Source organism: Chlamydia sp. 16-02 (assembly GCF_042235055.1).
Taxonomy (GTDB): domain Bacteria; phylum Chlamydiota; class Chlamydiia; order Chlamydiales; family Chlamydiaceae; genus Chlamydia.
The window spans coordinates 964,396-988,174 of the sequence record NZ_CP114172.1 but is presented as its reverse complement, the minus strand read 5'-3'; the positions used below and the strand labels follow the sequence as shown (position 1 = coordinate 988,174).

Below are 23,779 nucleotides of genomic sequence, written 5' to 3'. Positions count from 1 at the left end.
TATACAATGACCTACTACTCATCATCTTCGGATATACAATGAGAATCATCATTATATACTTTCTATTCTATCATTACTACCCCAGCTTTTACGATCACTCTTTTATCTCGAAGTCGCATTTGCGCTGGTAAATCACGATGTAAATGATCATAAATCATTTGCAAGAAATGCCTTGAGACAACCACTCCAGCCCTAAGAAAGAATTCCTTACAAACCCATTTTGCTAAAAAAACTTGGTCCATCAATGCTTTAGGAATTTCAATAGACCATGTTGCGTTTTCTTGTTGTATGTTTTCAAGAAAGGGCTCCGCTTGCAATTTCATATAACAAGAAAGTTCCTCAGAATCCTGAGCTAATGTCAATAAAGGCTGTGTAATATTCTTACCAAAAATCTCTTCTAACCAAGGAAATATCTTCTTACGCATTCTGGCGCGCAAATAACGCTCATCAGTATTGGTCACATCCTGAATATAAGGAATATTTTCTTCATCTAAAGCATTCACTAAAACTTGTTTAGGAATGTGCAGCAGGGGCCTAAAGAGTGGGATACCTTGATAATATGTTTCTTGAGCCATACCTTTTAAATTACTTAAGGATGCCCCTTCTAATAAGCGCTTTAATACAGTTTCAGCTTGATCATTAGCATGATGAGCTAAAAATATCCCCGACAGATTATATTCCTTACATACCTTATGAAATAATCCATAACGATAGCGACGCGCAGCATTTTCTGGATCTTTTGAAGTTCTACATTCGGGAGGAACATGATCTATAATAATAGGGATCCCTTCTTCCTCGTATCTAATTTTAAGTTCTTCAGCCTCACGATAGGAAGATTCTCTCCATCCATAATCTACATGGACTGGGATAAAAGAGACTCCTCGAGACTTAAGGAGATATAAAAGAAATAATGAATCACTTCCTCCTGATAAAGCAAGTAAGTAGCTTTTTTTCATATCTAAAGCAGAAAAAAAAACTTCTAATCGCTTATCATTTCTGAGTAGACAGGATAACATAATCTAAATACATGTCCGTGTAAATTCATTACAAATAAGTTAAGGCTTATCAACTTGAAGAAATACTGTCACATTATCCTTAACCTTAAAGAACTCCTGATACCAGGTATACTATGCCTATTTTATGGAAAGTCTTAATTTTCCGTTATTTAAGAACCGTTACTTTTTGTACGCTTAGTCTTATCTGTATTTCTATCATTAGTTCTCTTCAAGAAATCGTCAGTTATATAGCAAAAGACGTTCCCTATCCGACAGTTTTACGGCTAACAGCTTATCAAATTCCATACTTATTGCCTTTTATTCTTCCTATTTCTTGTTTTATTTCAGCTTTTGCGCTTTTTCGAGGTCTTTCTGATAATAACCAAATCACTTTCCTTAAGGCATCTGGAGCTTCTCAAGGAATTATTACCTTCCCTGTCCTGATGGTCTCCTGCGCCATCTGTTGTATAAATTTTTATACATGTTCTGAACTCGCCTCTATTTGTCGATTTCAAACCTGTAAAGAAATTGCTAATATGGCGATGACTTCGCCAACACTTCTACTTCAGACGCTACAGAAAAAAGAAAATAATCGTATTTTCATTACCGTTGATCATTGTGCAAAAAGTAAATTTGATAATGTGATCATTGCTTTAAAAAGAGATAAGGAAATTGCCAATGTAGGAATTATTAAAACTATTATCCCTGATGTAGCAAATGATACTGTACAAGCCAGAGATGTTGTGATGATTTCAAAACTTCCTTCTACATTAACAGATCAGCACTCTTCCAATTCTAAGGAATACTATATAGAAACTTTGGATGAGATGCTAATCCCTAAAATTACTTCAACATTATTCGCGGGGAAGTCTTACATGAAAACACGAACAGATTATTTGCCTTGGAAGCAACTTGTTAAACAATCGTTCAGCCATGCACATCTACCGGAAACCCTAAGAAGAATTGGTATAGGTTTGCTTTGCATCACATTGACATATTCAGGAATGGTTTTAGGGACCTACAAACCAAGATTTCGCAAATCTATAGCCATCTATTGTATCTTTCCTGTGATGGATTTGATTTTATTAATAGTTGGCAAAAATACTACAACACTAGTTCCTGCGCTTATGTTGTTTATTATTCCCCAGATAATCTCTTGGATAGTTTTTGCTATCCGTGCGTATCGAGAAAGCAGAGGCTATGCGTAGATTATGTATATTTGGAAACGTTATGTATTAACTAAATTTTGGCTGTCTTTAATATCTTTAATAGTACTGGCTTTTGTTTTTTATGCTTCAATTCATCATTCTCTGCATGCTATCAAAGGAAATACAACCTCATTAGTTTCGGGTGCCTCTTTAAAACTTTCTATCCTGTATTATCTATCTCAGATAGCTCTTAAAGCAGAATTTTTAATTCCTCAGCTGGTTGCTGTAGCTACGACGATTACATTATTTTCAATGCAAAACAAACGGGAAGTCCTTCTCCTACAGGCATCAGGACTCTCATTGAAATCTCTAACAGCTCCCTTAATTCGTTCCAGCTTCATTATCACCTTACTTCTATATGCAAATTTTCAATGGTTACATCCTATATGTGAAAAAATATCCACAACCAAAGAACATATGGATCGTGGAACACTGGACAAGGTGCAAGATAAAGTCCCTGCTCTCTATCTTAAAGATCAAACCGTCTTATTATATTCTTCTATTGAACAAAAAGCTTTAACTCTTAACAAAGTATTTTGGATTAAAAATCCAAAGACTATTTACACAATGGAAAAACTAGCGTTTACAACACCTTCTCTTCCTATCGGTCTTGATGTTATACGTTTTTCAGAAACAGAATCTGGTAATATGGAACTTAGTGAATTCTCAGATATGAAAGAATTCCCTGAGATTGAATTTGGATTCTATGATAATCCTTTTTCTAAGATTTTCACAGCAGGAGGGAAAAACCGCCTTTCGGAATCTTTCCGGGCTATTCCTTGGAATGCGACAGGATTAGGACTATCAACAACTATCCCCCAGCGTATTTTATCTTTGTTATCTACATTTTATTATATGTTGATTTCGCCTTTAGCTTGTATATCAGCGATGATCATTTCTGCTTATCTTTGTCTAAGGTTCAGTCGTGTATCTACAGTAACGCTCGCTTATCTCGTTCCCCTGGGTACAATAAATACCTTTTTCGTCTTCTTAAAAGCAGGGATGGTATTATCTAATAGCAGTGTTTTGCCGATATTACCCGTAATGTTATTCCCTCTACTCGCCTTAGCAATATTTACAAACTATGCTTATGCTAAGCTTCAGTAATTTCGTTGAGATAACCTGAGAAATCCCATTTCTCTAAATCATAACTAAAGAAGGACTTGAAATTAGACAAGTTTTGTTTATTTTTCCTTAAACAATTAAGAAACTTACTCATTAATTCTATATGATTTACGAATATTAAACGGTCTCTAGCTACTAAAGTAGGCGCAAGCACTTTTACCATGAGTAATTTGAGTCTATGCTCATCCCAAGACTCTTCGCCAGCAAAGAAAGTAAATCCTGCAATGAATATCGATGCATAATCTAAACCATCTTTAGACATAACTATAAGATTATTTGGATCTATAATTTCTATAAGCTTAAAGACAAGCAGATAAGAAATAATATGCAGAAGTAATAGCTTATCATTTTTAAATAAGATCTTTTTCTTAGAGAAAAACGTATCTTTTAAAACAGATAAACTATTATCTAAAAATTCATGAATTTGCCCTTTAGATATATTAGGAACAAAAAAAAGCGATAAAGATCCCGATTTATTGAACTCTTCTTTTAATACCGAAAAGAATCCAAAAAAAGTTTCCTGTTCTCCGTGTACTCTTTCTATGCTTTTCAGAAGATCTTCGGGTTCTGGAAATGAAAATATGAACGCTCTATCAATTCTATCCAAGCTCTCTTCTATCACACGACTTCGCGCACGATCTTTCCTAGATAAACGATTCTGTATATTTAAAATGAAGGTGGTATCTCCTAAATCTGCTTTAGCATTAAGAAAGCCCATAAATTCTTCGTTACAATTAGCATACAATATGGAGCTTTGCGTTATAGGGCTCGGAGATCGTATGACTGTTATCGATTTATCCCCTAATTTCAAAGTTCCTTCTATTCCGGGAAACATACCTAAAATAATAGGATCAAATACTGGGGAATTCTGATCAAGCATTCTGTCTATAGCTTTAAATAATGGTCCATTTGGGTATTTAGAAAGTAACCGATACAACTCCTCATACACTTCAGAAACATATTGTCCCGAAGATAGAGGTTTTTTATCCCCTTCTAATTGCAGTTTCGTATGTATATGAAAATATAAATACCGAGCGGCTTCTGTAAATACGAGTTTACCTTCAAAGATTCCACTACTTAACGCGGACATTAATGTATGGGAATGTCGATAATGCATCTGATCATGAGTATTATTACTCAAAGTCTTCCATGCATCCCTAAGGAAATAGAGAAAATCATTGAAATAATGAAGATTATCTTTTTTAGGATTATTAGAAACTACAGTAGCATCGTATCTAGAAAAGAATAATCCCATAACAGCATTGTGAATCTTTTCCGTGGATTCTGTTTCTAAATCACTCAGAGCCTTTTGATAAAATAGCCGTATAGGCATATCATTGGTAAATACTAAAGAAGAAGCTAGATTGTGGAGTTCTTCACTATTCCATAAAATCGTTTTTGTTAAGGGATCGCCCTCATGAGCTGTTTCGTGAACTTTTCCCTGCTTACAAATAATCTGAGTAAGTGTATCAGTATAGAAACGCTTATTTTCTTCATCAGACATATAGAAAAGTTCGTAAGAACGATCTCGCTTAACCTCTACTAGATTATTTAAGAAACGCTCCTCTTGATGCATTTCTTCTAATTCTCGTTCTACTAAATCCTCATCTTCTTCCTTGATGATTTTTCGACTAAGATTTGCTTGAGTCTTACTATAAACCTTACTTAACTCAGAATAGTCGTGAACTAGGCTCTGATATAGCTCTCTCTCTCGACTCTCTAAAAACGAAAATACATTCTGCACGCCAGCAATAAGGAAATTAGATTCTTGTAATGCCTTATTCGCCTCACTCTTGGGTAAAGAACCTGCTTTCTTGAGATAATCTTCTATATTCTTCAAAGCTTGCTTCATTTCACCGACATGATGATCAACAGAAAACATGTCATCAAACTTAGCGTTCTCTATAAAAGATGATGGAGAACTATAAGAAATCTTTTTTAATTTCTCTAAATGCTCCAATGCTTTTTCAAAATTATAACAAGATCTTCTCATATTTCCTCTTAAAGGAATCAAAAAATTAGATTATTATTTGACAATCGTTTTATTAGTTTATTATAAAAATAATTTAACTATCAATTAATTTTAGAATACAAATAAAACTATAGTTAATAAAACTCTGAAATAAAGAAATTAAGAACAAATAAAAAATAAAGAATAAAAAAGAAGATAAAAACCAGAAGAGAGAAGCTCGAATAAGCTAAAGGATTGGTATCTAAAAAGGAACGGAAGAAGAGGGATTCGAACCCCCGGACCCTTTCAGGTCTCCTGTTTTCAAGACAGGTGCATTAAACCGCTCTGCCATTCTTCCTTAAGAAAATTGCTGTAAAAACCTTAGGTCGTTTTCACAGAAAAGACGGATATCAGAAATTCCATGTTTTAACATAGCTAACCTCTCAATACCCATGCCAACAGCATACCCTGTATAGATTTCAGGATCAACATCACTGTTACGCAAAACTTGAGGATGTATCATACCAGCTCCTGCCACTTCCAGCCAACCAGTATGTTTACATAAGGCACATCCTACTCTCTGACATTCACAAGAAACGTCAACTTCTATTCCCGGCTCAACAAAAGGAAAGTAGCTGTGGCGTAAACGCAACTCTATTTTCCTTTCAAAAAACGTATGGTAAAATTCGGTCAACATCCCTGTCAAGTCAGGAAGTGTTACATTACAATCAACATAGAAGGCTTCTACCTGATGAAAAATAACGTGTGAACGTGCCGAAATATCTTCATTGCGAAAACACAAGCCTGGAGCTACAACTTTAATAGGAGGCTGTCCTTTATTAAGTTCTCTAACTTGAACATTAGACGTATGTGTGCGCAATACTGTTTTAGTATCCAGATAAAAAGTATCATGCATTTGTCTAGCAGGATGATCCTCTTCAAAATTCAATAAAGAAAAGTTGTTTTCTTCACTTTCAATATTCGGAGCCTCGCGAACACAAAATCCTAAATGAACAAAGATATCCACAACATCGTCTAAAACTGTTTTAATAATGTGCTTGCCTCCAGGACACCACGGCTCACCTGGTAATGTAACATCAATTTTTTCTTTGAGAAATTCTGTGGATTCTTCTTCTATAAGAATAGAGTTACTTTTATCTCGAATTAAATCCTCAATATAAGTTTTGCAATCATTTATGGAAGCACCCACTAGAGCTTTCTGATCCTGAGGACACTCCCTTAATTTATCTGCAAAAGAACGAAAAAGACCTTTCTTTCCCAAATAGCGAACCCTTAGGTCGAAAAGATCTTTTGAAGAGTTAACTTGATTTAATTCAGTACAAAATTGTTGCTTTGTAGCCTCAAGCTCCTCTTGAATCGTCATGAGATTAGTTTCCTAAACAGTTGCCTCTAAAGCTTTTTTTGCTTGATTGGCTACTTCTGTAAAACCCATTGGGTTATGAATAGCCATTTCGGATAGCATTTTTCTATTTAAATCGATTCCAGCACACTTTAAGCCATTAATTAAACGACTGTAGGATAGACCATTTATTCTAGAAGCCACGTTAAGACGAGCTATCCAAAGACTACGGAAATCGCCTTTACGATCTTTTCTATGCATGTAATTGAATGCCATAGCTCTCATTACAGAAGATCGGCTTTGACGAAAGTGGCCTTTTCTATCTCCCCAAAAACCTTTAGCCTGTTTCAATATACGCTTACGACGACGTCTGGAAGCTACTGAACCTGTTGCTCTTACCATAATAAAATCCTTTTATCCTTAAACAAGCATCATTCGCTTATACATTCCTACCTGACCCTTATCTACTAGAGGTTGCTTAGATAGGTTGCGTTTTTCTTGCGAAGATTTTTTTGATAACTTATGCCTCTTCCCTGGGCGGGTTCTTTTTAACTGACCAGAACCTGTCAACTTAAAACGCGCCGCAACGGACTTATTGCTTTTCATCTTGGGCATTGATTTTGTCCTGTTTTTTTTTAGTTTTTACCGTTCCTGGAGCCATTACGCAAATTAAAGAACGGCCGTTTAATTTTGGCTCAGATTCTATGAATCCTACGTCTTCGAGACCTTGACTCATCTTTTGCACAACTTTGTGCCCATGTTCTGGGTAAGCAAGTTCACGACCTCGGAACATACATGTAATTTTTACTTTATTCCCCTTTTCAATAAAAGCTCTAGCCTGCTTTAGCTTTGTAGAAAAGTCATTTTCGTCAATATTTGGCTTTAACTTGACTTCCTTGATACGCACTTGATGCTGAGCTTTCTTAGAATCTTTCTCTTTCTTCGTTAGATCATAGCGATACTTACCGTAATCCATGATTTTACATACGGGTGGCTCACTATTTGAAGCAACTTCTACAAGATCTAAATCAGCTTCTCTAGCCAAGTCTAGGGCATCTTTGGTATTCAATATGCCTAATTGTTCACCAGAAGAACCTATAAGACGGACCTTAGGAGCTCGTATCTGTCTATTAATTTTTAAATTTAATGCCACACTCTATCCCGATTACTCGTTAACACGATTCTTTAAATGATCAGAGGTCAGTACCTTGCCGCGGAAAAAATCTATAGAAATAATCTTCCCCTTACCTAGACAAGAAAGCTAAGATCTTAGAGTATCCATAAAAGAAAAGCAATTGAAATCCCATTGTCTGGTGCTTTGTCCATCAACTTTTTATCTCTTTATTTAGAAATTTTTAATATTTTCAAAACTTGTCTTTACAACGTTTTTAATAAAAACTGTTCTAGGAGCAAATCTGAGAGCATGATTTTTTGTTGCATTTAAAACTTTCTAAAATATAACCTTAATGCTTTCTCATTTCGCATCTTTCTATACTAAGTTCTTAATTTGGCAAACTGAAAGTGTATTTTTATAACTAATAAATCATCGTTGTTTTGGTGTCATAATGTCTACGCTGACCCCTGAAAGTTCCTTAGGGTCTTACGTCAAGATTTCTCGTCCCCTCCCCAAACAAAAAATGCGGGAGATTGTGCTGCAGATGCTTTATGCCTTAGGTATGGATCCCGCATCTGAAGAAAGTCTTGTTCCTCTTTTAATGTCTGAAACCGCTGTGACTCAAAAGCACGCTTTCTCAGCTTTAAATTTTTCAAAAGAAATCCTTGCAAAGTCTCCTGAATTGGATTTATTAATTGCTCAAACAGTTAAAAATACTTCTTTTGAGAAACTGACTTTGATGGAGAAAAATGTTTTGCGTTTAACTCTTTTCGAGCATTTCCATGGTCAACCTATAAATACTGCTATTTTAATTGCTGAGGCCACAAGGCTGGTAAAAAAATTTAGCTATATTGAGGCCTGTACTTTTATTCACGCAGTTTTAAATGATATTTTTCGTTTATCTATACCGGAAACACATCCAGAAACTTCATTAGTATGTTGTTAGACCTAACTATATCTTAAACTTACCTGGTATCCTAAACGTGAAAGAATCTACTGTCATTCATTTTCCTTTCTCAGTTCGTCGTAGTGTTTGGTTAAGTAAGTATTCTACATTTCGTATTGGAGGCCCAGCGAATTACTTCAAAGAGGTTCACTCGGCAAGTGAGGCGCAGCAAGTTATTCAATTTTTACATAGTCAAAACCACCCCTTTATTATTGTAGGCAAAGGTTCTAATTGCTTATTCGATGATCAAGGATTTGATGGCTTTGTCTTATATAATAGTATCCAAGGAAAGGAGTTTCTCTCAGATACTACTATTAAAGTATATTCAGGGATGTCTTTTTCTTTTCTAGGTAAAACCCTGTCCACATCAGGATATTCAGGATTAGAATTTGCCGTAGGTATTCCTGGATCTGTTGGAGGTGCGGTATTTATGAATGCTGGTATTGGCAATCAAGATACGGCCTCAGTAGTTGAAAGCGTGGAAGCAATTAATTCTAATGGAGAAATCCTTTCATACCAATCGGAAGAACTAGAATTCGGTTATCGAAAATCACGTTTTCAAAATCATAACGAATTTATCTTATCCGCAACCTTCCGTATATCAAAAAACACTTCCTCTGTACAAATAGCTAAAGATCTACTTCAAAATAGACTACTCTCTCAACCTTACCAACAACCCTCCGCTGGATGTATTTTCCGTAATCCTCCAGGAAACTCTGCTGGCAAGCTAATAGATGAAGCGGGTTTAAAAGGCTTTTCTTTAGGAGGAGCACAAATATCTCCTAAGCATGCAAATTTTATTGTGAATACAGGGAGAGCCACTTCTTACGAAGTTAAGGAGCTTATCCAGGTGATTCGAGATAAATTAAAATCTCAGGGAATTAGCTTAGAAGAAGAAATCCGCATTATTCCTTATCGTCTACCTTAAGAGAACGGAAAATTAAGAGTCTTGGAGCTTTATTTCTATTCATAATATAGAAAGATCCTACTTCCCATAATTTAGAATCTAATCCACTCGCTAGTCTCTCAATAGATATCATTTCATTCGCTCCCTCTTTGTGACCTGGATAACATACGACCGTAATCACTCCTTGAGGGGCTACTAAATTGAGTGCCTTTTGAACGCTAACAAGAGTTGATGTCTCTAAAGTAGTAAGGCTCTTATTACCGTTGGGAAGATAGCCTAAATTATAGTGAAACAACTTAGCACCAGCTTCATTGATATACTCATGTGACATCTCTTTGAATTCTATAATAGATCTTTCTTCAGGAGAGAGGGAGTTGAAACATAAAAGAGAGGCTTTATCCAAAGCTTCTCTTTGTACATCATAGGCTATAAGTTTTCCTTCCCCTTTTAATAATTTAGCCAAGATCAAGCAGTCCTTACCATTACCGCAAGTAGCATCAACAACAGTATCTCCAGGAGTAAGAACCTCTTGAAAAATTTCATGAGATAAGCGAACAACATTTCCTTGAAGTAATCCTATTCCTTTAAACATCAACAAGCCTATTGCAAAGATACTCTTTTCTCGATAACATTGTGCCCAAGTTCGGGGTATTAGCTCAGTTGGTTAGAGCGTCACGTTGACATCGTGAAGGTCAGCTGTTCAAGTCAGCTATATCCCAACTTCCTTACAAATTCTGTATAAAAAATTTCTTGTCCTTTCGATCTCCATAGCCTTTCAAACCAAGAATCTCCATAGTTATCCAGTACCTTACAATAGTAAGGATCTTCCATCATAGGAAGTAAATGTCGCCTCATGATCTTAATAGCTTCAAGAAGATAGTTTTTATCGTCCGTAGCAAGAACTAAAACTCCAAACTCTGTCAACACTCTAACAACATCATTCATGAACTCATCTTGAAATAAACGATGTTTACGATGACGAGACTTGGGCCATGGATCAGGGAAGTTGACAACTATACGTTCCACAATCTCATTTTTAAGATAGTAACGAAAGAATGTTTGAGCGTCCCCACAAACAATCCGCAAATTACTGATCTCAAAATTATGCATTTTCGACCAAATTTTCCTTACACGATCAAAACGTCTTTCAACAGCTATCCAATTCATATTCGGCATATTTTGAGCTTGAGAAACTACCCAATCACCATTCCCCGAGCAAAGCTCACAGGAAATGGGATTGTTATTTTTAAAAAGGTCTTCCCATGATGGCATAATGAATTGATTATGTTTAAAATAGTGATCGGGAATATAGAGGACTCCGTCCTTTATTTCGGTACTACGTTCTTCCCAAAGAAAAGGAACTTTTAAATCTTGAGGTTTCATCTAGAAATAATAATAAGAACTTATATCTCAGGAAATTATAAAAGCTATCTTAGTTTTCTCTAAGGATTTTCTTTTCAAGAAAAAAGAATTGAAAATGATTTCTAAATATAAAAAAACGACTTCCAGGATCACTGAAAGTCGTCAAAACATCTATAAAACTATCTCAGATAGAAATTACCAATTCAAATTCGCAGAAGTCTGGTATTCCGTTACACGAGTCTCAAAAAAGTTTTTCTCTTTGTTAAGATCAATAGTCTCACTCATCCAAGGGAACGGATTCTTAGAGTTATAAATAGGTTTTAAGCCAATTCTTTCTAAACGACGATCAGCAATATGGCGAACATAATCAATGAACATCGAAGATTTTAATCCTAAAATACCCCGTGGCAAGCAATCTCTAGCATATTCGATTTCTAGATCTACTGCTTCCTGAATAAGAGCTACAATTTCATCTTGAAGTTCTTGCGTCCATACCTCAGGATTTTCTTCTTTAATACCATTGATAAGATCGATACCGAAATTCAAATGAATAGTTTCATCCCGTAAGATGTACTGGTATTGTTCTCCTATCCCTGTCATTTTGTTTTGGCGATGGAAAGAAAGAATCATCACAAAACCACTATAGAAGAAAATCCCCTCCATAATGATGTAATAGCCTACCAAATTCTTAATGAACTGACGTAATCCCTCTACAGAATCTGTTGAGAAATTAGGATCTAAAACATCTCCCGTTAAGGTCATTTGGAAATCATCTTTGGCCTTAATAGTTGCGCGTTCATTATAGGCATTAAAAACTTCTGCCTCATCCAACCCTAAAGACTCACAAATATAAAGAAAAGTATGCGTATGCACAGCCTCTTCAAATGCTTGTCTCAATAAATATTGACGTGCTTCAGGGTTTGTAATGTGCTTGAAAATAGCCAATACAATATTGTTCCCTACTAAACTTTCTGCCGTACTGAAAAATCCTAGATTCAAGAGAATTACTCGACGCTCATCTTCGGAAAGATCATTAGATTTCCATAATTCGATATCACGAGCCATTGGGACTTCTGTCGGCAGCCAGTTATTTGCGCACCCATTTAAGTAATGTTCCCATGCCCATTTATATTTAATTGGGACTAACTGATTCACATCTACCTGGTTACAATTAACCAAGCGTTTACTATTTAATTGGACGCGTTTTGATTTACCGTCTAAAATATCTGCTTCCATTATTTCCATCCTTCTCTTTTGTATTACTGGCAAGATTCACAACCTTCTTCGAGAGAACAGACGGGTGTTTCCTTAGTTCTTTCTACGACAATGCTCGTAGAAGCTGACTTATTCTTCATCCATCGAGGTTGAATTCCTCGTTTATTGATATCAGTAAACGATTTCTCTACAGAGGTAGCTGCCGAGGACCTTAAGTAATACGTGGTTTTCAGTCCTTTTTTCCATGCTGTGAGATACATAGCAGAAAGTTTTTTACCGTTAGGTTCTGACAAATATAGATTGAGAGATTGCCCCATGTCGATCCATTTTTGTCTTCTAGAAGCACATTCAATCATCCATTCGGGTTCAATTTCAAACGCCGTAAGGAAGATTTTTTTCAAATCATCAGGAATGCGTTCGATCTCTAACAAGGAACCATCAAAATATTTCAAATCATCCAACATATCAGCATCCCATAATCCTAATTTCTTGAGTTTTTCAATTAGATACACATTAGGAATTGTAAATTCTCCAGAAAGATTGGATTTTACAAATAAATGCTTATATGTAGGTTCTATTGATTGAGTAACTCCGATAATATTAGAAATAGTTGCTGTTGGGGCGATTGCCATAGTATGGCTATTTCTCATACCATAAGATTTGATGGCTTCACGTACAGGCGTCCAGTCCTTACGTGATGTAGTATCCATAAGAACATTTTCTTCACCGCGGTATTCTTTTAATAACTCTATAGTATCTAGTGGTAGATAACCTCGATCCCACTTAGATCCTTTATAAGAACTGTATGTCCCCCGTTCTTTCGCTAATAAACTAGAGGATAGTAGTGCATAATAGGCAACTAATTCTGAACTCTTATCAGCAAACTCTACAGCTTCTGTAGATGCATAACTGATATTAAGCTTATATAGGGCATCTTGGAAGCCCATGATTCCCAAACCCACAGCTCTATGCGTTAAGTTTGCATTAGCTGCTTCTTGAGTTGGATAAAAGTTAAGATCAATAATGTTATCTAAAATACGAATAGCTATAGAAATGGTCTCTTCGAGCTTCTCCTCATTGATATCTCCATTTTCAATATGTTCTACTAAATTGACAGAACCTAGATTGCAAACAGCTGTTTCACTTCCTGAACAGTTTAATAAAATTTCTGTACATAAATTCGAACAACGGACAACACCGGTATGATCTTGTGCGGAACGAATATTAGAAGGATCTTTAAACGTTAACCATGGATGCCCAGTTTCATAAAGCATACTCAGCATCTTACGCCATAAATCCTCAGCAGGAATTTTCTTGTATAATTTAATTTCCCCTGTATCCACTTTTCTTTCGTATTCTTCATAAAGCTTATCAAATGCAAAACCATAAGCCTCATGCAATCCAGGAACATCATCAGGGCTAAATAGCGTCCAGGTGCCCTTCTGTTCTAAACGTTTGAAAAATAAATCAGGAATCCAACTAGCAGTATTGATATCGTGGGTTCTTCGACGTTCATCACCAGTGTTTTTTCTTAATTCTAAGAAATCTTCATAATCTAGATGCCAAATCTCCAGATATACACACATGGCTCCTTTACGCTTACCACCTTGATTCACAGCAATTGCTGTATCGTTGGCTACTTTGATGAAGGGAATGACACCTTGGCTTTTCCCGTTGGTTCCCTTAATCAAAGAACCCGTAGCACGCACTCCCGTCCAGTCATTACCAATGCCTCCTGCCCATTTAGAAAGCATAGCATTGTCTGCGATAACTTTGTAAATGTGCGCGAGGTCATCCTGCACGGTAGATAAATAACAAGAACTTAGTTGGGAATGACGCATTCCAGAATTAAATAGCGTGGGTGTTGCTGGTGTATAGCGGAATGTAGATAGCAGATTATAGAAAGTAATCGCCCATGAAGTTTTATCCTCACCTTCGTTTAATGCAAGCCCCATAGAAACACGCATCCAAAAAATCTGCGCTGTTTCTAATCTACGTCCTTCATGCTGATTAAAATAACGATCATAGAGATTTTGCACGCCCATATAAGAGAACTGACGATCTCTAGATATATCTAAAGCCTCAGCAAGGGCATCAAGATCATACTCTTTTAAATGAGGATTTAACCGATACTTTTCCCCATTTAGAATATAATTTTTAAAACATTGCTTTTGTGCTTCGGCGAGACTAGAGTCCGTGGCACTCTTCCCCATTGTTTCTTGATAAACAACATCTGTAAGCAATTCCGCAGCTACGTAGGCATAGTCTGGTTCTTTTTCTATATTGGCTCGTGCTGCCATAATGCAGGCTAAAACAATTTCCGATTCTTTAATTCCGGAATAGAAATTTGCAAATGCCATAGAGGCCAGTGTATGAGGATCGGTTGTTTCAGGAAATCTTTGACATGCCCAAACAAATTTATCAGTTAACTGAGCTTTATTTATTTGGTAAGTAGTTCCATCACTTTTAACAACATCATAAACTTCTTCAATACTTTCTTCTTGTGCAGATATATCTTGTTTATGTTCACGAATTCTAGACCGCGCTTCTCGATATAAAATATAATTTTTTGCAACATCATAATAACCAACTACCATCAATTGTTTTTCAACAATATCTTGTATAGCTTCTATATCGATGGTTTGTTCTGGAGAACAAACTGCCAAAATTTCTTCGACAATTTTATTAGTGAGCTCATTTATCTCAGAAAGAATCCCTTGAAGAGGAATATCAGTAATTTTTTGTGTAGCTCTAAAAGCTTTTTCTAAAGCTGCTGAGATTTTCATAGGGTTGAATCTTACAGCATTTCCGTCCCTACGTACTACAGAAATACAGTGCCAAGATCCCTCACGTTGCTCTTTATGTTGATCTCTATAAATAATATAATCTCTAGCAACATCCTGTAAGCCATTTACATATAACTGGTTCTCTACCATATCCTGAATACGCTCAACAGTAACGACCTGACCTTCTCTAATCTTTTGAACCACCTCATTAACAACTCGATGAGTAATATCTGAAATGGAATTTTCTAAATCTTCAGGCAGAGGAGAGGTATTTTCTAAACTACGTGTATCACGAAAAGCAGCTTCTAAAGCTTGAGATATTCGATCCTGGTTGAAGGGAACAAACATGCCATTACGTTTTACAATAGTATAATGTTTCTCTTTTACCTCGACCATATGTCATCCCCTAACAGCTGTATTTTCGATTCAAATAAGTATTTGCAAGCAATAACGGAATCCGACTAACCACTTAGGAAAAAATTAGGGAATCTCTCGCAGTCGAAGATCAAAAAACTTAGAGAAAATTCTCCCCTTCCTAGAAGACGTTTCTTCTAGAAAACCCAATATGTAGTGAAACATTATGCGCTTGTATACCATATATAGGAATAGACAACGTTTCGTGCAATTGAAAAGTACTCTCATTCTCCGGAAAAAAATATGCTTCTGAGGAACATTTTTCAACTTAGATATGCAATGATCTTTTCGGCAAAAACTTGTTGATTTTAGATGAATATATTATGCTAAGACCGTAACGAACTTCTGGAATTTTCATGGCAGAATTGGAATCAGAGATCCGAGGCAAGCGTCGTGTAGTAACTCCTAATGCTATCACAGCTTTCGGCCTCTGTTGTGGACTTTTCATTATTTTTAAGAGTGTTTTGAAGACATCGTCATCCGTAGAACTATTGCATCGTCTGCAAGGACTTTCGCTTCTGTTAATCAGTGCAATGATTGCAGATTTTTCTGACGGTGCTATTGCACGCATTATGAAAGCAGAAAGCGCTTTCGGCGCACAATTTGACTCTCTTTCTGACGCTGTGACATTCGGCATAGCACCTCCGCTTATTGCAATTAAAAGCCTTGATGGCGTGTATGCTGGGGGATTTTTTTCTTCGATTCTTCTCGTAACATCTATTATTTACTCACTATGTGGCGTCTTAAGACTAGTTCGTTATAACTTATTTTCTAAAAATCCTGTAGATACGACACGACACTCGTGTTTTATTGGTTTACCTATTCCCGCAGCAGCAGCGTGTGTTGTCTCTTTAGCTTTATTTATAGCTTCTGATTTTTCAACGGTACTACCAGTACAGGTACGTGTTATTTTGATCTCTTTAGGATTACTTTTTATTGGAAGTTTAATGATCTCTCCATGGAAATTTCCTGGAATCAAAAACTTACGCTTTAAAGTCTCCTCTTTTTTACTTGTCGTCACTACAGGATTAGTGGCGTGTTTATTTTTCCTAGGTCTTGTCGATCACTTTACTGAAGTATTTTTCTTAGTTTCTTGGTTATATGTTTTGGTAGTTTTCCCTATTTTTGCGATCACATATCAAGGGAAGAAGAAACGTCAATGATGGATTCCATAACGCATATTACTATTACTCTCATGGCTTTTGGCTTAGGGATTTCTTTATCTTCTCTTTACTATCGCAAAAGAGAATCTTCTCAGACTGCATGGAGGAGAAATTTAGAGCATGAAAATGAGCTTCTTAAGAATTCTTTAGAACTATCACGTCGTCAAGAACAGCTCATGGAAGATTTTAGCAACAAGCTCGCGGTATCTTCACAATCTCTTATCAAAGAAATGAAAGAAGAAACACAAAGCTACTTTTCTGAAAAATCTAAAACTATTGAGTCTATATTAACTCCGGTTCAGGCTACCTTAACAGCTTTTAAGCAAAACTTAGAAACTTTCGAAACTAAGCATGCTGAAGATCGGGGTTCCTTAAAAGAACAAATCACTCATCTTCTCGTGGCTGAGAAAAAGCTTGAAAAGGAAACACAAGCGCTTACAGATATCTTAAAACATCCGGGATCACGCGGTCGCTGGGGAGAAATTCAATTAGAAAGAATTTTAGAACTTTCTGGAATGCTGAAATATTGTGATTACGAAACTCAGGCTACAGATGCTCAAGGTTCAGCACGTGCTGATATGATTATCCGTCTCCCTCATGAGCGTTGTTTGATCATTGATTCGAAAGCTCCATTTTCAGAAACATATTTTTCTCAAGACACTTCTGATAAATCTGATCTTGTAGGAAAGATAAAAGATCATATCAAAACTCTAAAATCCAAAAGCTATTGGGAAAAATTTCATTATTCCCCAGAATTTGTGATTCTTTTTCTTCCTGGAGAGAGTATTTTTAATGATGCTCTGCGTATCGCTCCTGAGCTTATCGATGTTGCAGCGACCTCTAATGTCATTTTATCAGGACCTTTAACACTATTGGCATTACTAAAAACTGTTGCCCATATGTGGAAACAAGAAAATCTACAAAAGCAAATTCAAGAAATAGGTCAGTTAGGGAAAGAGCTGCACCACCGCTTACATATAGTCTTCAATCATTTTCATAAGATCGGGAAAAACCTGAATAATGCTGTGCAAAGTTACAACGATATGTCCTCTAGTTTGCAACATCGGGTATTACCAACATTAAGGAAATTTGAAGGTCTAGAAGTGTCTTCCTCCGTACATAAGATAGAAGACCCATCTCCTATTGATAATCCTGCAACCTCTTTATTGCCAAGTTATGAAGAAAAGGAACTTCCTATAGAAGATTCCTTATTGCAAGAAGATAAACTCTAATTCTTATAAAGCTGATTTGATTGGCAACTCTTGATCAAAATTCGTTGCGTTGTCCTCAAGCATTTCTTTTCCAGCGAAAGAAATAAATGTTGTTTTACTCATAGGATCTTTTAAATATTTTTTCATAACAGAGCAGATATGTTCTTTTGTTACATTAAGAACAGCTCTACGAAATGCTTGACGTAAAGCAGGGACTCTTCCACAACGCAATCTGTAATACGCTGTAGATGCACGACTTCCAGGAGCTATTGGTGAATCTAAATTTTGGATAACTCCGAGAACTCCTTCATGAATATCTTCATTTGAAAAATTTCCTTTGGAATTTTCATCAATACCATGAAGAAATGCTTGATGCGTATCAAAAATTGCTGGATCACGATAACTATAACAATAAAATGCTCCCCTACCAAGATTTACAGCAGCTCCTGACCCATACGCTCCACCTTGTTCGCGGATTTTTGTATGTAAGACAGTATTATCAAGGATCTCAGCAGCTACAGTAAGAGCTGCAGCATCTGGATGATCGTAAGGTAAATCTCCAATAGGGAAAGCTAAAGCATTAAAAGCTGCACGAGCCGGAATGTATAACCCTTGAGATGCTAGAGAGATATCTATAGAAGGATTTTTCCACGGCTCATGTGGTTGACCTTCTATATCTAAAATTCCATAGAAATCATTCTCATGTAAATGTTGATAATTTGTATTGCTGCCACTCAGAATTAGCTGGCGTTTACCAAAGAAACATTTTTTATATAAAGATTGTAAAATACCAACAACACTATCTACTTCTTTATCAAAGCTACTCGTCAAACTACGAATCTTATCTACATAAGGTAACCCTGAAGCTAAATAGGACATAGTTGCTGATATAGATTTATCCATACAAGCCATGCTTACAGCATAACCCATAGGACTATTACGCACGCTATTTGTCAGTGCTTCATTATGCTGCATAAGCAGCTCTTTAATTCTAGCTACATCTGTAAAATCGACACTTGTTAGTGTATCTCCCATAACTTGAAATAGCTTATCAGCCTTCGATGCTAAAGCTTTTCCACGAATACCTATCGAAGGTGATAACAGAGCATTTTTATTTGCATGTGGAGAAAATTCATAAGAAACGTCTACGCCTCCCGTATGTTCTAGGAGAAACTCTAATTGCTCTTTATAAGATCTCCCTGCGCATCCTAACTGTAGCATTAGGAAAACAAGCAAACGCAACCAAGGTAATTCTTCAGCAGATAGAGGAGGTAGATCCATAACCAATTCTGCAAAAATTAAATCATTGGTAAAACAATCATGATGAAGAACCTCTCCATGCGAAACATTTTCCTTAACAAGATTGTATTCTTTTCCTGAGTTAGGAACTTTATCCAAAGAAAAATTAGGAAGAATCTTATCCAAATCTTCATGCTGCGCTTGATATTCTTCTAAAATTTTAGAAGTCAGACGTATTTTTTCTATATCTTCTGGAGAAAGCTTCTCCTGAATTTCTTTAAGAAGAGTTTGCTCTTCTTGATTTTCTATAGAAATTAAATCAGAATCGGGAAGAAGGATGACACGAGCAAAATGCGCGTTATCTAAGAAATACTTCCTGATAAGTTTTGGAAGGTAATCTGATTGTTTTAATTTTTCTCGAAGATCTGCAAACAGACTATGAATTCTTAATCCATCTTCAGCATGACCTCCATGCTGTCGTAATAACCCCGAACGGAAAAACAATGATAATCCGTATGGCAGAGAGTAACCAGAAATTTCCTTCCTAGCTAACTCTAATTGATGTACCGCAGCCTCAATAAGATTACTAGGGATTCCTTCTCTTATGATCTCTTCTAGACAAGCAAAAATCCAAGATTCTAATTTCTGAGCACCTCCATGAGAACATCCCTTACAAACAATAGTGATAGGAATTTCACGAATCTCACTATCGATTCCCATATCTGCTTGCTTACAAAAACCTGATTTTAATAATCGAGATTTTAAAGGAGCAGCATCTGTACCCATAAGGACAACATCAAGAACATGCAAAGCTAACAGCTCTTGCTGATCCAATATTGAACATGTCAACCAGGACAAGCCAAAAAGCACTTTATCTTGATCTTGACTATCCGAAGGATACTTAAGGATATTTCTAACAGGCTCTTTAAATCTCTTTTGAAGAGGAACAGAAATCGTTTGTTTTTCTAATTTACCTACATGACGAAGGAGTTTTTCTTCGAGAAAATCTAAATGTCTAGAAGGCTTAATATTTCCATAAAAGTAAAATAGGCATCGCCCAAGAGTATATTGGCTTTGATGGAAGGCTACTATACTTTCATGAGAAAGTGTAAGAATATCCTTAGGTTCACCTCCAGAGTTTACTCCGTAAGTAACTGAAGGAAATAGAGCTGCATTTAAAGCTTCTGACAACCGAGATTCTCCCGACATCATTGCGCCTTTCATCTCATTGAAAACTACACCTGTATAAGTTAAGGCATTTTCTGGGTTTAGTTCGTATCTCCATCCTTCTTGCAAAAAGCTATTTTCCGTAAGTAGCGGATGGAAAACAGCGTCTATATACACACTAAGTAAATTATAGAAATCTTCAGGAATTTGCGATGCTGCAGGATAACAAGTGAAGTCAGCTCCTGTAAAAGCATTCATAAACGTATTTAAACTACGTCGTGTCATGGAAAAGAATGGATCGCGCACTGGATAATTATCAGAACCACAGAGAACCATGTGTTCTAAAACATGAGCTACACCGTTAGAAGATTGCGGGCAGGTCCTAAAGCAGATATTAAAAACATTTTCATCGTCATTATTGATAATCATCATAATAGAAACGCCCGAGGGTTTATGTTCCACCTCAAGCAATTTACTTTCTATCTCAGGGACATCCTGGCTTAATTTAACGATGAAATTTCTATATGTATCTCCAGCTTTCATACTCTGTCCAAATCCCTAATGCGATGCATTAGGTGTTCTCCATCATTTTTTAAATCTATAGTGTTAATTACACTATAATGTTCTTACTTTTCAGCAAAACAAAGTTAAGTTACCTTGGGTATTATTTTCAATAACTCCTAGGGAAAGTTATGAACAGTGATCTCAATTATTTTGAAAGTCATTATGAAAAATTGCTCAAGGAATTCTCAGATTTTCTTCATTTTCGTTCTATATCTGCTGATCCCAACTGCCTTGCTAATTGCAAAAGTTGCGCAGATTTCCTAGTTGACAATCTTAAAGATATATTCTCAATAGAATTATGGGAAAAACCGGGCCATCCTCCTATTATCTGTGCTACTTATCATAAGGCGGGCTCGACATCTCCTACTTTACTTCTCTATAACCATTATGACGTACAACCTGCGGATCTTACTGATGGATGGTTAGCAGATCCATTTACTATGAGAAGGGAAGGAGAACGGCTTATAGCTCGTGGAGCTTCCGATAATAAAGGACAGTGCTTTTACACATGGAAAGCCCTTGAACATTATTACCAATCTAGAAAAAGCTTCCCTGTCAATATTACATGGATTATTGAAGGTGAAGAAGAAAGCGATAGCCCTGCCCTAAAAAGTTTTGTTAAAGAAAAACAGGAAGCTTTGCAAGCAGACTATTTCTTAATTGTTGATGGTGGGTTCTCCTCTGCAAAATCGCCTTCTGTTAGCATTGGAGCACGTGGCTTAGTAACAATGAAAGTCACGCTAGAAGAAGGTAGCAAAGATATGCATTCGGGTATCTTCGGCGGTATTGCTTATAATGTAAACAGGGCTTTAGCAGAAATGCTTGCCAAATTACACCATAGTGATAATTCGATTGCCGTGGAAGGTTTCTACAATGATGTTTCTCTCCCGAAAGAAAGTGAATTCTGTGATATTCCTAAAGGAAATCTTTTAAAAGATGGAGAGAAAACTTTAGGTTTTTGTCCTACTTTATATGCTCCTGCAAAAACTGCTGAAGAAGCTTTAAGTTTATATCCTACCTTAGAAATCAATGGAATCTCTGGTGGGTATACAGGACCAGGATTTAAAACTGTCATTCCTCATAAAGCTACTGCCTATCTTTCTTGCAGGCTAGTTCCTAATCAAAATCCAGAGAAAACAGCAAAACAAGTTATTCAACATTTAAAAAATCTTGTTCCCCCTACATTAAAATTTTCTTATGAGATCTTTGAAGGTTCACCAGGATGGAGAAGTTCTCCGAATCTTCCTATTGTTGTAGCATTGCAAGAAATTTATTCTGAGCTCTACCACGAACCTTGCCTTAGATTATTTATGGAAGCAACCATCCCCATTGCTTCACTACTTGGTGAAATGTCGAAAACAGAGCCTATCATTTGTGGTACATCGTATTTAAGCGATGCTATTCACGCTGCTGAAGAAAACTTCTCCTTAGAACAAATAAAAAATGGTTTCCTCTCTATTTGCCTTCTTCTTGATAAATTAGGAAAATCATAAAAAAAGCACTCTCTAAGAGAGTGCTTTCATGGAATAAGCTTATGAACTATAGGCTTATTCTTCTGGTTTTAACACAATAAAGCGAATCACTTCTCCTTGCGAGACCATAAGAAGAATACTTTCGTTATTTCCATCTTTTAAAACAGAGTTCAGTTCTTCTACTGTAGAAACCTTTTGTCTATTTATAGCTAAGATAAGTTGTCCTGGAGTTACTCCTGAAGATCCTGCTACTGAACCAGCTTCAACAGCAACAATAAGCACACCTTTACTATCAGGAGCCATACCTAATTTCTTAGCTGTTTCTGGATTAAGATTTTGCACACGAATGCCTACACGATTTAAAGCTGAGACACCATCATCTTGAGGAGCCTGGGAAACAATAACAGGAATTTCTATAACCTGTCCTTCACGGACTACTTTAAGTAATACGCGTGTATCAGGATTCATCAAGGAAATCGCATTACGGAATGCACTGAGAGATTCTACTTCTCTACCGTTATAAGCAATGATCACATCTTCTTGCTTTAATCCAGCTTTATGTGCTGGAGATCCCTTAACCACATCTGTAACTAAAGCCCCATAAACTTTATCTAGTTTATAACAGGCTGCTAGCTCAGCATCTATAGGTTGTAGAGTAACTCCTAAAAATCCACGAATTACCTGACCATCGCTGATTAACTGATCAATGATTCTTTTAGCCATCAAACTAGGAATAGCAAAACCAATACCAATATAGCCTCCACTACCACTTACAATAGCAGTGTTAACACCTATAACTTTTCCATCGATATTAAGAAGAGGTCCTCCGGAGTTTCCTGGATTAATAGCAGCATCCGTTTGTATAAAGTCTTCAAAATCCGCAATATGTAGCTGATTTCTACCTTTTGCACTAATTACTCCTACGGTTACCGTAGCCTGTAGACCAAAAGGGTTCCCAATAGCTATAGCCCAATCTCCTACTTTCAAATTATCAGAATTCCCAAAAGTAAGATGTGGGAGCTTATCAGCGTTAATTTTAATAACTGCTAAATCTGTTTTAGGGTCTAAGCCTATAACCTTAGCAGGATATTTTTGACCATCATGCAAGGTGACATGAATTTTCCCTGCGTCTTCGACAACGTGGTTATTGGTAACCACGTAACCATCCGAAGAAACTATAAATCCTGTACCGCGAACAGCCTCTTTGGACATCGGGCGTTCTTTCTGTGTAGGTAGACCGAAAAAACGATTAAAAAATTCATCATTGAAATAATCAAAAGGATTGTCATAAGGTCCACGACGTCCTGGTGCAGGATTCACAGGACGATTACATTTAGGAAAACTCTCAATATAAACAACACCTGGAGTTGCCTGTTCTGCAACCTTAGAAAATCCTCCGGAAATCTCCTTTAGAAGAACCTCTTGAGGCACCTCCGCTATCCGCGCATCTTTTTTTACAGCAGCGAATCCTGAAGGAGAAAGCGTCGGAATACTTAAAAACATCGCTGTGGCTAATAGTAAATATATTGGCTTCTTCGTCATACCTTTTTCCCTATAGGTAGGCTCTAGATTCTTTCTAG

The 23,779-nt window shown here is 36.5% G+C and carries 19 protein-coding genes and 2 tRNA genes; 8 read left to right on the top strand and 13 right to left on the bottom strand.

Annotation, left to right across the window (positions count from 1 at the left end; genetic code table 11):
• Positions 1-62: 62 nt before the first annotated feature.
• Complete coding sequence (tilS, locus tag O1W70_RS04255) at positions 63-1,016, bottom strand: tRNA lysidine(34) synthetase TilS (RefSeq protein ID WP_332381640.1); 954 nt, start codon at positions 1,014-1,016, stop codon at positions 63-65.
• Positions 1,017-1,129: 113 nt separating this feature from the next.
• Between tilS and O1W70_RS04250 the strand changes: the two genes are divergently transcribed.
• Both O1W70_RS04250 and O1W70_RS04245 read left to right on the top strand, forming a co-directional pair.
• On the top strand, positions 1,130-2,203 hold the full coding sequence (locus O1W70_RS04250; RefSeq protein WP_332381641.1) for an LptF/LptG family permease: 1,074 nt from the start codon (positions 1,130-1,132) through the stop codon (positions 2,201-2,203).
• A 3-nt stretch (positions 2,204-2,206) separates the two neighbouring features.
• On the top strand, positions 2,207-3,310 hold the full coding sequence (locus tag O1W70_RS04245; RefSeq protein ID WP_332381642.1) for an LptF/LptG family permease: 1,104 nt from the start codon (positions 2,207-2,209) through the stop codon (positions 3,308-3,310).
• Here O1W70_RS04245 and O1W70_RS04240 read toward each other — a convergent pair.
• The 6 genes from O1W70_RS04240 to infC form a co-directional block, all read right to left on the bottom strand.
• A complete protein-coding gene (locus O1W70_RS04240) occupies positions 3,297-5,321 on the bottom strand; it encodes a calcium-binding protein (protein WP_332381643.1) in 2,025 nt (674 codons plus the stop codon). The two genes, O1W70_RS04245 and O1W70_RS04240, sit on opposite strands and share 14 nt — an antisense overlap.
• 231 nt (positions 5,322-5,552) lie before the next feature.
• Positions 5,553-5,637: transfer RNA gene (locus O1W70_RS04235), tRNA-Ser, on the bottom strand.
• Positions 5,638-6,663 (bottom strand): phenylalanine--tRNA ligase subunit alpha, encoded by a 1,026-nt coding sequence (pheS, locus tag O1W70_RS04230; protein WP_332381644.1) that lies wholly within the window; start codon positions 6,661-6,663, stop codon positions 5,638-5,640.
• Positions 6,664-6,675: 12 nt separating this feature from the next.
• Entirely contained in the window at positions 6,676-7,041 is a 366-nt protein-coding gene (gene rplT / locus O1W70_RS04225) for a 50S ribosomal protein L20 (RefSeq protein WP_332381645.1), read from the bottom strand.
• An 18-nt stretch (positions 7,042-7,059) separates the two neighbouring features.
• On the bottom strand, positions 7,060-7,254 hold the full coding sequence (gene rpmI, locus O1W70_RS04220) for a 50S ribosomal protein L35 (protein WP_011006725.1): 195 nt from the start codon (positions 7,252-7,254) through the stop codon (positions 7,060-7,062).
• Positions 7,232-7,792 carry a translation initiation factor IF-3 gene (gene infC, locus O1W70_RS04215; protein WP_332381646.1) on the bottom strand — a complete coding sequence of 187 codons (561 nt, stop codon included), beginning with the start codon at positions 7,790-7,792 and terminating at the stop codon, positions 7,232-7,234. Before infC ends, rpmI begins: the two co-directional genes overlap by 23 nt.
• 412 nt (positions 7,793-8,204) lie before the next feature.
• Here infC and nusB point away from each other — a divergent pair, with 412 nt between their 5' ends.
• Together nusB and murB are read left to right on the top strand one after the other, a co-directional pair.
• Positions 8,205-8,699 carry a transcription antitermination factor NusB gene (gene nusB / locus O1W70_RS04210; protein ID WP_332381647.1) on the top strand — a complete coding sequence of 165 codons (495 nt, stop codon included), beginning with the start codon at positions 8,205-8,207 and terminating at the stop codon, positions 8,697-8,699.
• 37 nt (positions 8,700-8,736) lie between these two features.
• Positions 8,737-9,627: a UDP-N-acetylmuramate dehydrogenase gene (gene murB, locus O1W70_RS04205; protein WP_332381648.1), complete on the top strand. Its 891-nt coding sequence runs from the start codon at positions 8,737-8,739 to the stop codon at positions 9,625-9,627.
• Here murB and O1W70_RS04200 read toward each other — a convergent pair.
• The gene (locus tag O1W70_RS04200; protein WP_332381649.1) at positions 9,605-10,198 is read right to left on the bottom strand and encodes a class I SAM-dependent methyltransferase; all 594 of its coding nucleotides are present in this window, start codon (positions 10,196-10,198) and stop codon (positions 9,605-9,607) included. The two genes, murB and O1W70_RS04200, sit on opposite strands and share 23 nt — an antisense overlap.
• A 53-nt stretch (positions 10,199-10,251) precedes the next feature.
• On the opposite strand from O1W70_RS04200, the gene O1W70_RS04195 reads away from it, so the two are divergent.
• Positions 10,252-10,325 (top strand) — tRNA-Val (locus O1W70_RS04195).
• Here the strand turns inward: O1W70_RS04195 and trmB are convergent.
• From trmB to O1W70_RS04180, 3 genes are all read right to left on the bottom strand, one after another.
• Entirely contained in the window at positions 10,312-10,989 is a 678-nt protein-coding gene (gene trmB / locus O1W70_RS04190) for a tRNA (guanosine(46)-N7)-methyltransferase TrmB (RefSeq protein WP_332381650.1), read from the bottom strand. The genes O1W70_RS04195 and trmB overlap by 14 nt on opposite strands.
• Positions 10,990-11,163: 174 nt before the next feature.
• Positions 11,164-12,204: a ribonucleotide-diphosphate reductase subunit beta gene (locus tag O1W70_RS04185; protein WP_332381651.1), complete on the bottom strand. Its 1,041-nt coding sequence runs from the start codon at positions 12,202-12,204 to the stop codon at positions 11,164-11,166.
• A gap of 23 nt (positions 12,205-12,227) precedes the next feature.
• Entirely contained in the window at positions 12,228-15,365 is a 3,138-nt protein-coding gene (locus tag O1W70_RS04180) for a ribonucleoside-diphosphate reductase subunit alpha (protein WP_375797211.1), read from the bottom strand.
• 374 nt (positions 15,366-15,739) lie between these two features.
• Here O1W70_RS04180 and O1W70_RS04175 point away from each other — a divergent pair, with 374 nt between their 5' ends.
• Positions 15,740-16,546 carry a phosphatidylcholine/phosphatidylserine synthase gene (locus tag O1W70_RS04175; RefSeq protein WP_332381653.1) on the top strand — a complete coding sequence of 269 codons (807 nt, stop codon included), beginning with the start codon at positions 15,740-15,742 and terminating at the stop codon, positions 16,544-16,546.
• Positions 16,543-17,778 carry a DNA recombination protein RmuC gene (gene rmuC, locus O1W70_RS04170; protein WP_332381654.1) on the top strand — a complete coding sequence of 412 codons (1,236 nt, stop codon included), beginning with the start codon at positions 16,543-16,545 and terminating at the stop codon, positions 17,776-17,778. The genes O1W70_RS04175 and rmuC overlap by 4 nt, the downstream gene beginning before the upstream one ends.
• A gap of 3 nt (positions 17,779-17,781) precedes the next feature.
• Here rmuC and O1W70_RS04165 read toward each other — a convergent pair whose 3' ends face one another.
• Positions 17,782-20,706, bottom strand: coding sequence for an insulinase family protein (locus O1W70_RS04165; RefSeq protein ID WP_375797210.1), 2,925 nt, complete (start codon positions 20,704-20,706; stop codon positions 17,782-17,784).
• A 149-nt stretch (positions 20,707-20,855) separates the two neighbouring features.
• Between O1W70_RS04165 and O1W70_RS04160 the strand changes: the two genes are divergently transcribed.
• Positions 20,856-22,220 carry a M20/M25/M40 family metallo-hydrolase gene (locus tag O1W70_RS04160; RefSeq protein WP_375797209.1) on the top strand — a complete coding sequence of 455 codons (1,365 nt, stop codon included), beginning with the start codon at positions 20,856-20,858 and terminating at the stop codon, positions 22,218-22,220.
• A gap of 54 nt (positions 22,221-22,274) precedes the next feature.
• Here the strand turns inward: O1W70_RS04160 and O1W70_RS04155 are convergent, their stop codons facing one another.
• Positions 22,275-23,741, bottom strand: a complete 1,467-nt coding sequence (locus O1W70_RS04155; RefSeq protein ID WP_375797208.1) for a DegQ family serine endoprotease — start codon at positions 23,739-23,741, stop codon at positions 22,275-22,277.
• Positions 23,742-23,779: the final 38 nt, after the last annotated feature.

Bases quoted from the DNA above. Each gene is read 5' to 3' on its own strand.
- tilS (WP_332381640.1), bottom strand. From the start codon at position 1,016: ATGTTATCCTGTCTACTCAGAAATGATAAGCGATTAGAAGTTTTTTTT.
- O1W70_RS04165 (WP_375797210.1), bottom strand. From the start codon at position 20,706: ATGAAAGCTGGAGATACATATAGAAATTTCATCGTTAAATTAAGCCAG.
- O1W70_RS04245 (WP_332381642.1), top strand. From the start codon at position 2,207: ATGTATATTTGGAAACGTTATGTATTAACTAAATTTTGGCTGTCTTTA.
- O1W70_RS04200 (WP_332381649.1), bottom strand. From the start codon at position 10,198: ATGTTTAAAGGAATAGGATTACTTCAAGGAAATGTTGTTCGCTTATCT.
- O1W70_RS04155 (WP_375797208.1), bottom strand. From the start codon at position 23,741: ATGACGAAGAAGCCAATATATTTACTATTAGCCACAGCGATGTTTTTA.
- nusB (WP_332381647.1), top strand. From the start codon at position 8,205: ATGTCTACGCTGACCCCTGAAAGTTCCTTAGGGTCTTACGTCAAGATT.
- O1W70_RS04175 (WP_332381653.1), top strand. From the start codon at position 15,740: ATGGCAGAATTGGAATCAGAGATCCGAGGCAAGCGTCGTGTAGTAACT.
- O1W70_RS04185 (WP_332381651.1), bottom strand. From the start codon at position 12,204: ATGGAAGCAGATATTTTAGACGGTAAATCAAAACGCGTCCAATTAAAT.
- trmB (WP_332381650.1), bottom strand. From the start codon at position 10,989: ATGAAACCTCAAGATTTAAAAGTTCCTTTTCTTTGGGAAGAACGTAGT.
- O1W70_RS04160 (WP_375797209.1), top strand. From the start codon at position 20,856: ATGAACAGTGATCTCAATTATTTTGAAAGTCATTATGAAAAATTGCTC.
- O1W70_RS04250 (WP_332381641.1), top strand. From the start codon at position 1,130: ATGCCTATTTTATGGAAAGTCTTAATTTTCCGTTATTTAAGAACCGTT.
- rpmI (WP_011006725.1), bottom strand. From the start codon at position 7,254: ATGCCCAAGATGAAAAGCAATAAGTCCGTTGCGGCGCGTTTTAAGTTG.
- rplT (WP_332381645.1), bottom strand. From the start codon at position 7,041: ATGGTAAGAGCAACAGGTTCAGTAGCTTCCAGACGTCGTCGTAAGCGT.
- O1W70_RS04240 (WP_332381643.1), bottom strand. From the start codon at position 5,321: ATGAGAAGATCTTGTTATAATTTTGAAAAAGCATTGGAGCATTTAGAG.
- pheS (WP_332381644.1), bottom strand. From the start codon at position 6,663: ATGACGATTCAAGAGGAGCTTGAGGCTACAAAGCAACAATTTTGTACT.
- O1W70_RS04180 (WP_375797211.1), bottom strand. From the start codon at position 15,365: ATGGTCGAGGTAAAAGAGAAACATTATACTATTGTAAAACGTAATGGC.
- rmuC (WP_332381654.1), top strand. From the start codon at position 16,543: ATGATGGATTCCATAACGCATATTACTATTACTCTCATGGCTTTTGGC.